This is a genomic window from Mesorhizobium sp. M7A.F.Ca.US.005.03.2.1, from assembly GCF_003997795.1.
Taxonomy (GTDB): Bacteria; Pseudomonadota; Alphaproteobacteria; order Rhizobiales; family Rhizobiaceae; genus Mesorhizobium; species Mesorhizobium ciceri.
In genome coordinates this window covers 1-13,909 of the sequence record NZ_RZRP01000064.1, presented here as the reverse complement: position 1 = coordinate 13,909, position 13,909 = coordinate 1, and the positions used below count along the sequence as shown (strand labels likewise).

At 64.1% G+C, this 13,909-nt stretch carries 16 protein-coding genes, 1 tRNA gene and 1 riboswitch; of the genes, 11 read left to right on the top strand and 6 right to left on the bottom strand.

Features of this window, described 5'->3' with window-relative positions:
* Positions 1-98: 98 nt before the first annotated feature.
* Positions 99-1,349 (top strand): site-2 protease family protein, encoded by a 1,251-nt coding sequence (locus tag EN991_RS06100; protein WP_127368370.1) that lies wholly within the window; start codon positions 99-101, stop codon positions 1,347-1,349.
* Between the two features lie 20 nt (positions 1,350-1,369).
* Here the strand turns inward: EN991_RS06100 and lipB are convergent, their stop codons facing one another.
* Complete coding sequence (gene lipB, locus EN991_RS06095; protein ID WP_027160542.1) at positions 1,370-2,113, bottom strand: lipoyl(octanoyl) transferase LipB; 744 nt, start codon at positions 2,111-2,113, stop codon at positions 1,370-1,372.
* 234 nt (positions 2,114-2,347) lie between these two features.
* On the opposite strand from lipB, the gene EN991_RS06090 reads away from it, so the two are divergent.
* The 3 genes from EN991_RS06090 (at position 2,348) to EN991_RS06080 (ending at position 4,584) form a co-directional block, all read left to right on the top strand.
* Positions 2,348-2,432, top strand: a tRNA-Leu gene (locus tag EN991_RS06090).
* 189 nt (positions 2,433-2,621) lie between these two features.
* On the top strand, positions 2,622-4,040 hold the full coding sequence (mgtE, locus tag EN991_RS06085; protein ID WP_013531112.1) for a magnesium transporter: 1,419 nt from the start codon (positions 2,622-2,624) through the stop codon (positions 4,038-4,040).
* 157 nt (positions 4,041-4,197) lie between these two features.
* Positions 4,198-4,584 (top strand): MerR family DNA-binding transcriptional regulator, encoded by a 387-nt coding sequence (locus EN991_RS06080; protein WP_013531113.1) that lies wholly within the window; start codon positions 4,198-4,200, stop codon positions 4,582-4,584.
* Positions 4,585-4,668: 84 nt separating this feature from the next.
* Here the strand turns inward: EN991_RS06080 and EN991_RS06075 are convergent, their stop codons facing one another.
* A complete protein-coding gene (locus EN991_RS06075) occupies positions 4,669-5,145 on the bottom strand; it encodes an isoprenylcysteine carboxylmethyltransferase family protein (protein ID WP_024501351.1) in 477 nt (158 codons plus the stop codon).
* The gene (locus EN991_RS06070) at positions 5,142-6,140 is read right to left on the bottom strand and encodes a DUF1624 domain-containing protein (protein WP_063168230.1); all 999 of its coding nucleotides are present in this window, start codon (positions 6,138-6,140) and stop codon (positions 5,142-5,144) included. The genes EN991_RS06075 and EN991_RS06070 overlap by 4 nt, the downstream gene beginning before the upstream one ends.
* A gap of 223 nt (positions 6,141-6,363) precedes the next feature.
* Between EN991_RS06070 and EN991_RS06065 the strand changes: the two genes are divergently transcribed.
* The 5 genes from EN991_RS06065 to cobO all read left to right on the top strand — a co-directional run bounded on the left by EN991_RS06065 (position 6,364) and on the right by cobO (position 9,950).
* Positions 6,364-7,563 (top strand): MFS transporter, encoded by a 1,200-nt coding sequence (locus EN991_RS06065; RefSeq protein ID WP_013531116.1) that lies wholly within the window; start codon positions 6,364-6,366, stop codon positions 7,561-7,563.
* A 65-nt stretch (positions 7,564-7,628) separates the two neighbouring features.
* Positions 7,629-7,825, top strand: a riboswitch (cobalamin riboswitch).
* 35 nt (positions 7,826-7,860) lie between these two features.
* Positions 7,861-8,040 carry a CbtB domain-containing protein gene (locus EN991_RS06060; RefSeq protein WP_013531117.1) on the top strand — a complete coding sequence of 60 codons (180 nt, stop codon included), beginning with the start codon at positions 7,861-7,863 and terminating at the stop codon, positions 8,038-8,040.
* Between the two features lie 15 nt (positions 8,041-8,055).
* Complete coding sequence (locus tag EN991_RS06055; protein WP_127368369.1) at positions 8,056-8,826, top strand: CbtA family protein; 771 nt, start codon at positions 8,056-8,058, stop codon at positions 8,824-8,826.
* The gene (gene cobU / locus EN991_RS06050; RefSeq protein ID WP_127368368.1) at positions 8,819-9,334 is read left to right on the top strand and encodes a bifunctional adenosylcobinamide kinase/adenosylcobinamide-phosphate guanylyltransferase; all 516 of its coding nucleotides are present in this window, start codon (positions 8,819-8,821) and stop codon (positions 9,332-9,334) included. Before EN991_RS06055 ends, cobU begins: the two co-directional genes overlap by 8 nt.
* Before the next feature lies 1 nt (position 9,335).
* On the top strand, positions 9,336-9,950 hold the full coding sequence (gene cobO, locus EN991_RS06045; protein WP_063172410.1) for a cob(I)yrinic acid a,c-diamide adenosyltransferase: 615 nt from the start codon (positions 9,336-9,338) through the stop codon (positions 9,948-9,950).
* A gap of 36 nt (positions 9,951-9,986) precedes the next feature.
* On the opposite strand, the gene cbiB is transcribed toward cobO, so the two are convergent.
* Entirely contained in the window at positions 9,987-10,958 is a 972-nt protein-coding gene (cbiB, locus tag EN991_RS06040; RefSeq protein WP_063172409.1) for an adenosylcobinamide-phosphate synthase CbiB, read from the bottom strand.
* Here cbiB and cobD point away from each other — a divergent pair.
* On the top strand, positions 10,957-12,006 hold the full coding sequence (cobD, locus tag EN991_RS06035; RefSeq protein WP_127368367.1) for a threonine-phosphate decarboxylase CobD: 1,050 nt from the start codon (positions 10,957-10,959) through the stop codon (positions 12,004-12,006). The genes cbiB and cobD overlap by 2 nt on opposite strands.
* Positions 12,003-12,512, top strand: a complete 510-nt coding sequence (locus tag EN991_RS06030; protein ID WP_063168226.1) for a tyrosine phosphatase family protein — start codon at positions 12,003-12,005, stop codon at positions 12,510-12,512. The genes cobD and EN991_RS06030 overlap by 4 nt, the downstream gene beginning before the upstream one ends.
* A gap of 103 nt (positions 12,513-12,615) precedes the next feature.
* Here EN991_RS06030 and EN991_RS06025 read toward each other — a convergent pair whose 3' ends face one another.
* Together EN991_RS06025 and EN991_RS06020 are read right to left on the bottom strand one after the other, a co-directional pair.
* Positions 12,616-13,419, bottom strand: coding sequence for a creatininase family protein (locus EN991_RS06025; protein WP_127368366.1), 804 nt, complete (start codon positions 13,417-13,419; stop codon positions 12,616-12,618).
* A gap of 54 nt (positions 13,420-13,473) precedes the next feature.
* A complete protein-coding gene (locus tag EN991_RS06020; protein ID WP_024501344.1) occupies positions 13,474-13,857 on the bottom strand; it encodes a RidA family protein in 384 nt (127 codons plus the stop codon).
* Positions 13,858-13,909: the final 52 nt, after the last annotated feature.

Genomic DNA, 13,909 nt, shown 5'->3' with positions numbered 1-13,909 from the left:
CGCGGTGGGTCCCAGGCGGTGAAAGACCGCTCCGCCGTTAAGCTTTTCTTGCCGCAGCGACGTTAGAGTGCCCCGGCAAGACAGGGAGCAACGTCCAGGTGTCGCCCATCGTCACGGCCATTCTGGTGGCCAGCAATCTCGGGCTGATCTTTCTGTTGATGACGGTGCCGCTTGGTTTACGCACGGTCCGGCTGACCCGTCTGGTGGCGATGGATCGGCAGCGCCTCTGGCAGGCGCTGTGGCCGCTCGGCAGCGATGCCGGCTGGTCCGGTGAGATCCTGTCCGCCGAGGCCCCGGACGGCGAGGGCGTGGCCCGCATCACGCTGTCCTGGGAAGGTCGCGACGGCAAGCCGATCGAACGCAAGTCGCGGTTTGAAGACGTCGTCGAAGGCAGCCGCTTCTCGATGCGTGTCATCGAGGATACGGCACTCGACGCTTCGTTCTGGAAGGATTTTCGCGAAACCGCCGAACTCGTTTCGGAAGGCAACAGCACGCGGGTGACGCTCAGCCAGACCGATCGCTATCGTGGCGTTGCCTTCCTGGTGTTCCGCTATTTCGCCCTGCGCCGCGAATTCTCCAAGCTGCAGCGCTGGGCGCGGACCGGAAAGTATCGCAAGGGCGGCTGGTTCGAGCATCCGCTCAGTCAGGTCGGCTTTGCCGGGCTTTCGGCGCTGATCCTGTGGCCATTCTTCGGCCTTCACTTCGGCGGTTTGGCACTGGCCGCGATCCTCACATCGGTGGTCGCCCTGCATGAGCTTGGCCATATGGCGGCGTTCCGGCTGATGGGCCACAATCGGGCGCGGATGATCTTCATTCCGCTGCTCGGCGGCATCGCCATTGGCGGGCGGCCCTATGACAGCCGTTTCGAAGTGGCTTTCGTGGCATTGATGGGCGCCGGCTTTTCGGCCTTCCTGGTGCCGATCGCCATCGCCGCAAGCACCTTTGCCGGCGCGGAAGGTCACCGGCTGGCGGCGGCCCTGCTGGCGACCCTGGCGGGCTTCGCCGCACTGTTCAACATCGCCAATCTGGTGCCGGTGTGGAAGTTCGACGGCGGCCAGGTGCTGCGCCAGATCTGTCCGGGACCGGTCGCGCTGGCGCTGGCTTCCTTCTTCCTGCTCTCGGCTTTCCTGGCCGTGGGTTGGCAGGCCGGCTTTTCCGCCACCTTCCTGCTCGCGACGGGAGCGGTGTTTTCGCTCCTCAGCCTGCTGACGATGAGCAGTGGGGTGAAGCCGCGTCACGAGCTGAAGCCGATCCGCACCATCGACCGGCTGGCCATGGCGGCGGCGTTGCTGGCGGTGTTCGCCATCCATGGCTATGGCGTGTTGTGGGCCTCTGCCCAACTGATTTGAGCCGTACCGGATCCGGAAGATCAGCCGGCTTTGCGCTCGGCTTCGACAGGCAACGCCGTGGCGGGACCGAACACATCCTCGAAGGCGGATTTCAACGCCAGGTCAAGATCGGCCATGGTCAGGGGAAGGCCTAGATCGACGAGGCTGGTGACGCCGTGGTCCTGCACGCCGCAAGGCACGATGCCGCTGAAATGGTCGAGATCGGGCTCGACATTGATGGCGATGCCGTGAAAACTCACCCAGCGCCGCAGCCGGATGCCTATGGCCGCGATCTTGTCCTCCGCCGGCGAGCCGTCCGGCAGAGCAGGGCGATCCGGCCGCACGACCCAGACGCCGACCCGGTCCTCGCGGCGCTCGCCCCGCACATTGAAAGCGGCAAGCGTGCCGATGATCCACTGTTCGAGCGCCGCGACGAAGGCGCGGACATCCTCGCGCCGCCGCTTCAGGTCGAGCATGACGTAAGCGACCCGCTGGCCCGGCCCATGATAGGTGTATTCGCCGCCGCGTCCGGCCGCGAAGACCGGGAAGCGGCTGGCGTCGATCAGATCCTCGCCACGGGCACTGGTGCCGGCCGTGTAGAGCGGCGGGTGTTCGACCAACCAGACCATTTCGCCGGCAGCGCCGCTGCGGATCGCCTCGGCGCGCGCCTCCATGAAGGCAAGTGCCTCGGGATAGGCGGTAAGGCCGGGCTCGATCAGCCATTCGACCGGTGCCGAGCCGGGAAGCGGCAGGAACGACGTGGCGATCTGGCTGCGTTCGGTCATGGCGTATCGTCTTTTCGTTTGTCCATGGCGCGCCCAAAAACGCCTCGCACCTTTGGGCGACATCAACTTGCCTTCCATATGGCGATATCAGGCGCAAACGTCCAGTTCCGGCGCTGCGTTCGGGCCCTGTGGAGCATTATGCCAATCGCCTGACATTATTGCTTGCCGTGCACTTGTTTCACCGGAAACGATTTGCTACACGCCGCGAGCCGGTCGGTTCCGGCTCTACCACGTGCGGTCGTGGCGGAATTGGTAGACGCGCAGCGTTGAGGTCGCTGTGGGGCAACCCGTGGAAGTTCGAGTCTTCTCGACCGCACCATTCTCTTCCCATAATCCGATTTGTGCCGGTCTCGCCCGCTGCGGGCCGGACGCATTTCGTTGATATTCCCGCACTTTACGCCACTTTCTTTTTGAGCGTCGGATTCTCCAAAACCGGTTTCCCCTTTTGGGTCCGATGCTCTAGACCTGATTTGCACCTTTTCCGGGATTCTTGTGGCGGGAGGCGCTGGTGGAAGGCGAGCACGAACGGACGACCGGCGCCGGGGCCGCCGAGGACAACCACGCCGACATCTATGGCGAGGACGGCGCCGTGCTTTCGTCCTTCCTGGCGCGGATCGGCGCGGCGATCGCCGACCGCGACACGCTGACCCTCAAGCATGAAGTCGACGACCTGCACCAGTCGGAGCTCGGCGACCTGCTCGAGGCGCTGCATCCCGAACAGCGCCGCGCGCTGGTCGAACTCCTGGGCGCCGATTTCGACTTCTCCTCGCTGACGGAGGTCGACGAGGCGATCCGTATGGAGATCGTCGACAATCTGCCCAATGCGCAGATCGCGCAGGCGGTGCAGGAGCTCGATTCCGACGACGCCGTCTACATTCTCGAGGATCTCGACCAGGAAGACCAGGACGAGATCCTGTCGCAACTGCCGTTCACCGAGCGGATCAGGCTGCGCCGCTCGCTCGATTATCCCGAAGAGACGGCCGGCCGCCGCATGCAGACCGAGTTCGTCGCGGTTCCGCCGTTCTGGACGATCGGCCAAACCATCGACTACATGCGCGAGGACAACAATCTTCCCGAGCGCTTCAGCCAGATCTTCGTCATCGATCCGAGCTTCAAGCTGCTCGGCGCCATCGACCTCGACCAGATCCTGCGCACCAAGCGTTCGGTCAAGGTCGAGGAGGTGATGCACGAGACGCGGCACGCCATTCCGGCCACCATGGACCAGGAAGAGGCGGCGCGGGAATTCGAGCAGTACGATCTTTTGTCGGCCGCGGTCGTCGACGAGAACGAACGGCTGGTTGGCGTTCTGACCATCGACGATGTCGTCGACGTCATCCAGCAGGAGGCCGAGGAAGATCTGATGCGCATGGGCGGCGTCGGCGACGAAGAGCTTTCCGACAGCATCTTTTCGACCTCGCGCTCACGCGTTCCGTGGCTGCTGATCAACCTTCTGACCGCGTTCCTGGCGGCGTCGGTGATCAGCCTGTTCGACCGCACGATCGAACACATCGTGGCACTGGCGGTGCTGATGCCGATCGTCGCGGGCATGGGCGGCAATGCCGGCTCGCAAACCATGACCGTCACCGTGCGGGCGTTGGCGACCAGGGATCTCGACATCTACAATGCCGGCCGCATCATTCGCCGCGAGATGGGTGTCGGCTTCATCAACGGCATCGTCTTCGCCATCCTGATCGGCATCGTCGCGGCAGCCTGGTTCCGTGATCCCAATCTGGGCGGGATCATCGCGGCGGCGATGATCATCAACATGTTCGTGGCCGCCCTGGCCGGCATCCTGATCCCGCTGCTGCTCGATCGTTTCAAGGTCGATCCGGCGGTCGCTTCGGCGGTCTTCGTCACCACGGTTACCGACGTCGTCGGTTTCTTTGCATTTCTCGGCATTGCCACGTGGTGGTTCGGCGTGCCCTGAAGGCACGCCTTTTGGCTCAATTGACTTTTACGTAAATGCCGTGCGAGGCTCGCGCGGGGCGCCATGTCGATTCCGGCATGGCATGGGTTTTGGTTCGGGACAGAAGGGTGACGCCGCCATGGCGATCGCCCCGGTGTTTCGGCGTGTGGGAGTGGCAATGCGAGAATATTATTCGATCACCGAGTTGACCCGCGAGTTCGACGTGTCGACGCGGACGCTGCGCTTTTACGAGGACGAAGGACTGGTGCAGCCGGTGCGGCGCGGCCGCACGCGGCTGTTTCGCCCCTCCGACCGGCAGCTCATTCGCCAGATCATGCGCGGCAAAAGGCTTGGCTTCTCGATCAACGAGATTCGCGAAATCATCCAGATGTACAAGGAGCCGCCCGGCGAAGTCGGCCAGCTCAACCTGATGATCAAGCGCATCGAGGAAAAGCGCGAGGATCTCCGGCAGAAACGCCGCGACCTCGAGGAGACGCTGGCTGAACTCGACCAGGCCGAGGAGTCTTGTGTGGAGCGGCTGGTGGAGCTTGGCGTGAATACCTAGGCAGAGAGTTTGAGGGACAGCGCCCCCCTCTCTCCTGCCGGACATCTCCCCCACGAGGGGGAGATTGGCCGCTTGAAAGCCAGCTCAAATCCAGCGGCGCACGCGTTTGGCGTAGTCGCGGTATTTCTTGCCGAATTTTGCCGCCAGCACCTTTTCCTCGCCTTCGATCGCCACCTTCTGCGTGGCATAGGCGGCGATGAACGCCAGCGGCAGGAACCACACGATGCCCGAGACAAAGGCGACGCCGATCAACAGCAGCGTGTTGGCCAGATACATCGGATTGCGGGTGACGCCGAAGGGACCCGTGGTGACCAGGTGATCGGGTACAGCGTTGGGGTTGAGCGTGGTCTTGGCCCGGATCATGGTGCGGATCGCGGTGAACCAGAGTGCGGCGACGGCAAACAGCGCCACCCAGCCGGCCGCGAACAGGATATCGCCCAGCAGGTCGCCGATCCAGGGCAGGGGATAGAGCAGGCCCAGTGCGATGCTGACGGCGATGGCGGCGATGTAGATCAGCGGCGGCCACGGTATGAGCCCCGGCTTCGGCTGGTTCTCGGTCATTCGGCCCCTCCCTCCATCAACTTGCTGTCGGTCTTGGCGGTGCACATGCCGGCGAGATCGGACAAATGCGCTTTCCACTCCGCAGTCTGATCGTTGTTGTAGAGCCTATCAAGCGTGGACTCGCCCTCGAGCGTATCGAGCATGCAGACACAGTAGCTCGTACAGAACTCGGTGTCGCGCGACTGCTCGCAGGACAGCTGACAGGTTTTGAGGAAATTCACCTGCGGGGTTTCGACCTGCGCCGGCATGATCTGCGAGAACAGCCAGACGCAGCCGATCAGCAGCGGCTGGTGGATCAAATAGAAAGCCAGGCTGTGCCGGCCGATGAAGACCAGCGGGTTGGCCAAGCGACCGGGCGCCAGATTGGCAAGCCTGGCAAGCAGGCCGGCACCTGCGGCGAGTTTCGTCACCGCGATGCCCGCAAGTACGGCGCCGAACCACGGAAACAGCGGAACGTAGTCGTTGGAGCGCGGATTGGTCGCCGACAGGCCGACCCACCACAGCCATGGGTGATCGAAGGCCTCGAAGCGCAGATAGACGGGGGCGGCGATAACGAGCGCGGCGACGACAAGCGTCAGCAGCGCCGGCAGGCGCAGGAAGGCGAGACCGAGCAGGCTGGCCAGCGCGATCTCGTGCAAGATGCCGAAGAAGATGAAGCCGTCCGGAGTGGCTATGCGGGTGACGACCGAAATCGCGATCGCGGCTCCGGCGACCATGGCGAACCGCTTCCAAAAGCCGTTCCAGCGGATTTGTCGGCCGTGGGCGAGATACAGGCTGACGCCGACCAAGAACAGGAAGGTCGAGGCGATGCAGCGCGCGTAAATCTTCCACCAGCCGAAGGCGGTCAGGCCGGGATCGGTGTAGCCGAAGAACTCCAGATCCCAGGTGAAATGGTAGCTTGCCATGGCGATCAGCGCGATGCCGCGCACGATGTCGATGGCGACGATGCGCTTTGGTCGATCCTGAACGGGCGCGGTCGGCGTTTGGATGCTCATGGTCTCGCATTCTGATTCAGCCCCGCTGGAGGACTATCACGGTTGCCCAGGACAAAAGAAGACCGGCAACCCTGCCGATAACGCCGGATCAGCCGCGGCATTGGGCCAGTGCCGGAAAGCCTTTGGCCGGCTTCGCTTTTGCCGGATGCACGTCGGTTTCCTCTTATTGGCGCTGAGGTCGCCACGGCAGATTTGACCCGGTGAATCTGCTTCGGGGAAAGCAATGTCCACCCATGTGCGCCATCCGATCTGGCTACCGGCCCTCAAGGCCGCGGACGCGCGCACCTTCGCTTCGCTCTATGCGGTCGAATCCTTCGCCCGCGCCACGGTGTCGAGCGTCATCCCGATCCAAGCTTACGAGATCCTGCACAACGAGCAGATCGTCTCGATCCTCTACACCGTCGTGGCGATGCTCGGCCTGTCGGTGACATTGTTCATGCCGATGCTGATCCGCCGTTTCGCCCGGCGCTGGGTCTACACGGCGGGCGCCTGCCTGCTGGCCATCGGCTCGCTGTTCTTCGTCACCGACACGCTTGCCGGGCAACTGGCCGGCATGCTGTGCCGGGTGATGGGAGCCAGCGCGCTGTCGATCACGCTCAACCTCTACATCATGGACCACATCCGCAAGACCGACTTCATGCAGGCCGAATCGCTGCGCATGGCGTGGTCGATGCTGGCCTGGACCGGTGGGCCGACGCTCGGCATCTTCCTCTACACGCGCTTCGGCGTCTATGCCGCGCATGGCGCGGTGGCCGTGTTCGCGTTAGCGCTGCTGGCATTGTTCTGGACCTACCGGCTCGGCGACAACCCGTCGATCCGTCCCGGCAAGACGCGACCAGCCAATCCGCTCGCCAATATCGGCCGCTTCATCGCCCAGCCCAGGCTCAGGCTGGCCTGGCTGATCGCGTTTGGGCGCTCCTGTTTCTGGACGACGTTCTTCGTCTATGGGCCGCTGTTCATGGTCATTACGGGTGAGGGCAAGCTGGCCGGCGGCCTGCTGGTTTCGGCCGGCAACGCGCTTTTGTTCATGGCGATTTTCTGGGGCAAGGCGGGAAAGCGCTTTGGCGGCCGCAGGACCATGACATTTGCCTATTTCGCCATGTCGGTCGCGCTTCTGGCGGCGGGCTTCGTCGGCGAAACCGTGCCGCTGCTCACCGGCGCCTTCTTGCTCTGCGGCGCCTTCTTCACCATTGCGCTCGATGCGCTCGGCTCGACCGCCTTCATGCGCTCGGTGCGCTCCTATGAAAGATCGCAGATGGCGGCGGTCTATCGCACCTATCTCGACTTTTCCGAGCTGACGCCGCCGCTGGTCTATTCGGTGGTGCTGGCCTTCTTCGGCCTGGGCTCGGTGTTCGTCACGCTGGGCCTGCTGGCGGCGGTCTGCGGCTTCGTGACGTGGCGCTATCTGCCGAAATCGCTTTGACCTTCATGGCGCATTCGCAACGGTCGCCGGCGGAATTTGGTTTGCCGGACGCGAGGATTCTGCCTATAGTCGCCGGTGTCGCCGGTTCCATTTTGGAGCCAAGAGGGAATGCGGTAAGGGCGGATTTCGCCCAATGCCGTGGCTGCCCCCGCAACTGTGTGCGGTAGTCCTCTCCATATGCCACTGAAGATTTTTCTTCGGGAAGGTGGGGAAGGACGCTGATCCGTGAGCCAGGAGACCTGCCGGCGACAGGAAACTGACTTCGATGCCCTCGGGTGGAGGGCGAAAGGACAAGACATGACTACCGCTTCCGTCTCCCTCGGCGCTTCCGTCTCCTCGCAGTCGCGCTTCATGCAGCTCGCGCTTGCCGCGCTGCTCGGCATTTTCGTGATGGGCTTTGTCGGCTTCTCGCATATCGATGCGGTCCACAATGCGGCTCACGACTATCGCCATTCGATGGCATTTCCCTGCCACTGACGAGGGGCTGACATCATGAACCTGTTTCGCAACGTCGTGTTCATCGCGGCGATCGCAGGGCTCGTGGCCGGCGTCGTTCTTGCCTGCATGCAGGCCTATGCGACCGTGCCGCTGATCCTGAAGGCGGAGGTCTACGAACAGGCGGGCGGCGGGCATCACCATGACCATGCCGCTCCGGCAGCAACGAATAGCAATGCCATGAGCACAGCCGCTCCGGCCCCTGCCGAAGCGACTGCTGCGGCGGAAGACGAGGGCTGGGCGCCGGCAGACGGTTTCGAGCGTTTCGCCTTCAGCGTGCTTGCCAACATCGTCACCGGCATCGGCTTCGGGTTGATCCTGGTCGCGGTTTCCGAATTCGCCGGCGGCATCGGTGGTTGGCGCCAGGGCGTGTTCTGGGGCCTGGCCGGCTTTGCCGTGTTCACGCTGGCACCGGGCCTCGGCCTGCCGCCGGAACTGCCGGCCATGCCGGCCGCCGATCTCACCCAGCGCCAGATCTGGTGGTGGGCAACGGTGGCGGCAACCGCTGCCGGTCTCGGCCTGATCGCGTTCCGCAAGTCGCTGCCGCTGGCGATCCTTGCCGTCCTTTTGATCGTCGCACCGCATGTTGTCGGGGCACCGCAGCCCGACAGTTACGAGACGGCGATTCCGGAAGGGCTGCATCACCAGTTCGTGGTGGCGGTGACCGTGACCAATCTGGTGTTCTGGCTGGTGCTCGGCGCGGTTGTCGGCGTGGTGCGCGGCCGCTTCACCGGCACCGCGACCAGCCTGCGCGACAGCTTTGCCTGATCGCAAGACACTGACCTTCCTCATCGGCGGTGCGCGCTCCGGCAAGAGCGCGCGCGCCGAAATTTTGGCGACCGCCTTGCCGCCGCCCTGGACCTATATCGCCACGGCGCAAGCCTATGATGACGAGATGCGTGAGCGCATCGCGTTGCACCGGTCGCGGCGCGGCGAAGGCTGGACGACCATCGACGCACCGCTCGACCTCGCCGGCGCCCTTGCCGCCTTGCCGGACGATCGGCCGGTGCTTGTCGACTGCCTGACGCTGTGGCTGACCAACCATATGCTGGCCGAACACGATCTGGACCTTGAATGCCGGCGATTGGCGGAGGTGTTGTCGCGGCCGCGCGGACCCTGGTTCGTGGTGTCCAATGAAGTCGGCCAAGGCATCGTGCCGGACAATGCACTGGCGCGCCGCTTTCGCGATGCCGCCGGCCGGCTCAACCAGCAGGTCGCGGCGATTGCCGATACGGTGCTGCTGATGGTGGCGGGGCTGCCGCTCAAGGTGAAATGATATGACCGATATCGACAATAAGGACGAAGAGCGCCACCGCGCCAAGATGGCCAAGCGCAAGGCGGTGCAGGATGCCGAGGTGGCGAGCAAGACGGTCGAGAAGGGATTGCTCATCGTCAACACCGGCCCGGGCAAAGGCAAGACCACGGCCGCCTTCGGGCTGGCGCTGCGGATGCTCGGCTACGGCAAGCGCGTCGGTGTCGTCCAGTTCATCAAGGGCAAGTGGCACACCGGCGAGAAGGACGCCTTCGCCGCCTTCGGCGACCGTGTCGTGTGGCACGCGATGGGCGAGGGGTTCACCTGGGAAACCCAGGATCTGAAGCGCGACATCGCTGCCGCCGAAGCCGCCTGGGCCAAGGTGCTCGAACTGATGGCCGATCCGTCGATCAGCCTGCTGGTGCTCGACGAATTGAACATTGCGCTGCGCTACGACTATCTCGATCTCGACAGAGTGGTTGGCGCGCTAAAAGCGCGGCGCGAGGGCCTGCATGTCGTTGTCACCGGCCGCAACGCCAAGCCGGCGCTGGTCGAGGCCGCAGACCTCGTCACCGAAATGGGCGTGACCAAGCATCATTTTTCCGCCGGCGTGAAAGCGCAGCAGGGGATCGAGTTCTGAGTGTTCCTCAACCTCCCCAGACGGGGGAGGGTGAGGTTAAGTCACAACGATGACAACGACCGAAACCAACCCGAACAGAGCGATCAGCAGATAGTCGGCGACGCGATAGAGTTTCAGCGCCTGCCTGATGTCGAGGCTGTCGGCTTCGCGCCGGCCGCCTTCGCCCATGAAGACGTCGTCGACCAGCACGCCGCCATAGAAGCGCGGCCCGGCGAGCGCCAGGCCGAGCGCACCGGCCATCGCCGCTTCCGGCCAGCCGGCATTGGGCGAGCGATGTTTTTTCGCGTCGCGCCGCACCGCATGCCAGGCTTTTTTCGCATCAGCGCCTTTGACGAAGAATGCCGCCAGCACGATCAGAAGCGCCGTCAGCCGCGACGCCGGCAGGTTGATCCAATCGTCAAAGCGCGCCGCCGCCCAGCCGAACGCCTCGTGGCGCGGGGTGCGGTGGCCGATCATCGAATCGGCGGTGTTGGCGGCCTTGTAGGCGGCGCCGCCGGCCAGGCCGCCGACGCCGGTCCAGAAGGCAGGGGCGACGATGCCGTCGGAAAAATTCTCGGCCAGGCTCTCGATCGCCGCGCGGCAGACACCGGCCCGGTCGAGCGTTTCAGGGTCGCGACCGACGATCCGCGAAACGGCAAGGCGGGCCAAGGCGAGGCCGCCGGTGTCGAGGGCGTCAGCCACCGCCTCGACATGCTCATAGAGGCTCTTCTGCGACAGCAGCGACGTTGCCAGAAGGGCCGTGATGACCAGGCCCATGGGAACGAACCAGAACAGGATCTGTACGCCCAGGCCGACTATCGCCGGCACCAGCACGATGACCAGCAGCGCCTGGACACCGCGCTTGCGACGCAGCGCGTCGGGATCAGTGGCGCGGTTGAGCCTGCGGTCGAGAAAGGATATCAGCCTGCCGAACCACGTCACCGGATGGCCGATGGCGCGAAACAGCCAGTCGGGGTAACCGAGGGCGAATTCGACGACCAATGACAGGAAAGCGATCAGGACTGACATGAAGCTTCTTAATGGGGCGGTTGTGGACCATGGTGGAAGTCTTGGCCGCGCGAGGGTGCTTTTCCCCAACGCCCTGCTGCCTTTCGTCGACCTCTCGACCGGTATCAATCCGCACTCCTACCCGCTTTTCGACCTGCCCGCCACCTCGCTGTCGCGGTTGCCGGAAGCCGCGCGCACACGCGACCTGACAGAGATCGCGGCCAGTACTTACGGCGCGCCGTCGCCAGCCAACGTCGTGGCGGCGCCGGGCACACAGATCCTGTTGCCGCGCGTTGCGTCGCTCATTTCGCCCGGCAAGGCGTTGGTGCTGGGTCCGACCTACGCCGAACATGCCCGCGCTGCCGCGATCGCCGGGCACCAGGCGGCGGAGGTCGATAATTTCGAAGCGTTGGCTGACGCCGACCTCGTCATCATCGTCAATCCGAACAATCCGGATGGACGTGTCATAGAGCGCGACCGGTTGCTGGCTCTGGCCGCCGGATTGCGCGCCAAGGGCGGACTGCTGGTCGTCGACGAGGCGTTCATGGATGTCGGCCCGCGTCAGCACAGCGTCGCGGGCGATGTCGGTCGGGGCGGCCTCGTCGTGCTGCGCTCGTTCGGCAAGTTCTTTGGCCTGGCCGGGCTGCGGCTCGGCTTTGCACTTTCCGATACTGCGACGGTCGACCGGCTGGATACGCAGTTCGGACCATGGGCCGTCGCCGGCCCGGCGCTGGAATATGGCATCCGCGCGCTTGCCGACATCGGGTGGCAGGACGTGATGCGGGCGTCGTTGGCCGGTGAATCGGCGCGTCTCGATGCGCTTTTCGGCCGCTTCGGCGTTCCTGTTGCGGGCGGAACCACACTGTATCGTTTCCTCAGTCTGACCAATGCCGCCGATTTGTTTGCAGCGCTCGGCGAGCGCGGCATCCTGCTTCGCCATTTTGCCGACCGGCCTGACGTTCTGCGCGCCGGCCTGCCGGGCAGTGAGGAGGAATGGCAGCGGCTCGAATCCGCACTTGCCGAATGGGCGTCGCGGCGCGAGCATCAATCGAAGGGTTCAAAACAATGATCCATGTCTGCTCGCTGGCAAAGATCGAGGAAACGGTGGCCAGGACCGGCGCCGACCGCATGCTTTCGCTGCTCGCCGCCGGAACGGAGGTGGTGCGGCCGGCCTCGATCTCGAGGGAAAACCACCTGCATCTGGTCATGCACGACATCGCGGTGGCGCAGGACGGCATGACCATGCCGGGCGAAGACCATGTCCGCAATTTGCTCGATTTCGCGCGCCGGTGGGACCGGGCAAGGCCGATGCTCGTGCATTGCTATGCCGGCATCAGCCGCTCGACGGCTTCGGCCTATATCATCGCGGCAGCACTGGCGCCGAAGCGTGACGAGGCCGAATTGGCGCGGACGCTGCGGGCGCTGTCGCCTTCGGCAACGCCCAATCCGCGACTGATCGCCGTGGCCGATGCGTTGCTTGAGCGCAACGGCCGCATGGTCGAGGCGATCGAATCGATCGGGCGCGGCGCGGACGCCTTTGAAGGCACGCCCTTTGCGCTGAGGATCGACAGCTAGCTTTGCCCCCATATCGTTGTTCGTCTGATCCGCCTCCTCCATCGCCTCGTTTGTTCAAGAGGATCTGGAATAGCGATGACAGCGCTTGCCACTGGTTTGGAGGCTACGTCAACCACTCCGCAAGCTTCGCCTTGCGCACATCTTGCAGCAGGCTGATGAAGCCGTCGGCCTGATATTCTGCCGTCAGCCGGCCCTTCTCCGCCGTCGCGATGCTGGCGTCGCCGACGACGCCGTTCGGGTTGAGATCGCTGGCGATCCAGGCGAAGGCGTGGGTGCCGGTGTGGCGCAGCAGCGAAAATTCCTTTTCGGCCTTGGCGACATTGGAAACGAAATTGTCTGATTTGCCCATGTCCACGAGGTCCGGCCGGAAATGCAGCATCAGCGAGGTCTCGACATCGCCGCCATGGATGCCGTGACGGTCCTCCAGTTCGGTATACATGCCGGCCGGACGGCCAAAACGCTGCCAGCTGGTCTTCACCGCCAGCATCTTTTCGCGCACGCGCAATTCGCGCGTGACGATGCCCATGATCTCCTCGTTGCCGCCATGCGAATTGACCACGATCAGCTTGCGCACACCGGCGCGCGCGATCGACAGGCCAAGCTCGGTCCAGGCTTCGATCAGCGTGGTTGCCGGCAGAGTGAGGGTACCCATCGCATGCAGGTGTTCGTTGGACTTGCCCACGGCCTGCACCGGCAGGATGCGGATGTCGAGATCGTCGGGCAGGCGCGAAATGACCGTGTCGAGCATGCCGTTCATGATCGACGTGTCGGTCGAAACAGGCAGATGCGGCCCATGCTGCTCGGTCGCCGCCACTGGCAGCACGGCGATGGTCGCCTCGGGATCGATCGAGGCGTATTCGGTGGTCCGGTAGTCGCCCCACCACACGCGTCTTTTGGGTACGGTCATGTCATGCCTCTTCAATGGTCAGGCAGACCTAGCGCGGGACGGGCGGCCTGTCGATCACCCCGCCGCGATGGCCTCGATTTCGACCTTGAATTCGGGCCGGGCAAAGCCGGAAACAATCATCAATGTCGACGCTGGCGCGGGGCTCGAAAACAGCCGGTCGCGGACGTCCATATAGGGCCGCAGATGCGCGCGGTCGGTGACATAGGCGTTGATGCGCACGATATCCCTGAGACCCAGGCCGGCTTCGCCGAGAATCGCCGCGATGTTTTGAAAGCAGAGTTCGGCCTGCGCTCCGGCGTCTTCGGGAATCAGGTCGTCGGCGGTGATGGCGACCTGGCCCGAGCACAGCACAAGCCGCTTGCCGGCCGGCACCTCGACGCCGTGACTGTAGCGGGCAAAGGGCGGCTTGATGGACTTCGGGGTGAGGAATTTGAACATGGCAATCTCCTGGATGCCGCCACCTAAAGCCGGACTCATTACACCTTCAAGA

Bases quoted from the DNA above. Each gene is read 5' to 3' on its own strand.
- lipB (WP_027160542.1), bottom strand. From the start codon at position 2,113: ATGACCGAACGCAGCCAGATCGCCACGTCGTTCCTGCCGCTTCCCGGC.
- EN991_RS06080 (WP_013531113.1), top strand. From the start codon at position 4,198: ATGCGAGAATATTATTCGATCACCGAGTTGACCCGCGAGTTCGACGTG.
- EN991_RS06075 (WP_024501351.1), bottom strand. From the start codon at position 5,145: ATGACCGAGAACCAGCCGAAGCCGGGGCTCATACCGTGGCCGCCGCTG.
- EN991_RS06070 (WP_063168230.1), bottom strand. From the start codon at position 6,140: ATGAGCATCCAAACGCCGACCGCGCCCGTTCAGGATCGACCAAAGCGC.
- EN991_RS06065 (WP_013531116.1), top strand. From the start codon at position 6,364: ATGTCCACCCATGTGCGCCATCCGATCTGGCTACCGGCCCTCAAGGCC.
- EN991_RS06060 (WP_013531117.1), top strand. From the start codon at position 7,861: ATGACTACCGCTTCCGTCTCCCTCGGCGCTTCCGTCTCCTCGCAGTCG.
- EN991_RS06055 (WP_127368369.1), top strand. From the start codon at position 8,056: ATGAACCTGTTTCGCAACGTCGTGTTCATCGCGGCGATCGCAGGGCTC.
- cobO (WP_063172410.1), top strand. From the start codon at position 9,336: ATGACCGATATCGACAATAAGGACGAAGAGCGCCACCGCGCCAAGATG.
- cobD (WP_127368367.1), top strand. From the start codon at position 10,957: ATGAAGCTTCTTAATGGGGCGGTTGTGGACCATGGTGGAAGTCTTGGC.
- cbiB (WP_063172409.1), bottom strand. From the start codon at position 10,958: ATGTCAGTCCTGATCGCTTTCCTGTCATTGGTCGTCGAATTCGCCCTC.
- EN991_RS06030 (WP_063168226.1), top strand. From the start codon at position 12,003: ATGATCCATGTCTGCTCGCTGGCAAAGATCGAGGAAACGGTGGCCAGG.
- EN991_RS06025 (WP_127368366.1), bottom strand. From the start codon at position 13,419: ATGACCGTACCCAAAAGACGCGTGTGGTGGGGCGACTACCGGACCACC.
- EN991_RS06020 (WP_024501344.1), bottom strand. From the start codon at position 13,857: ATGTTCAAATTCCTCACCCCGAAGTCCATCAAGCCGCCCTTTGCCCGC.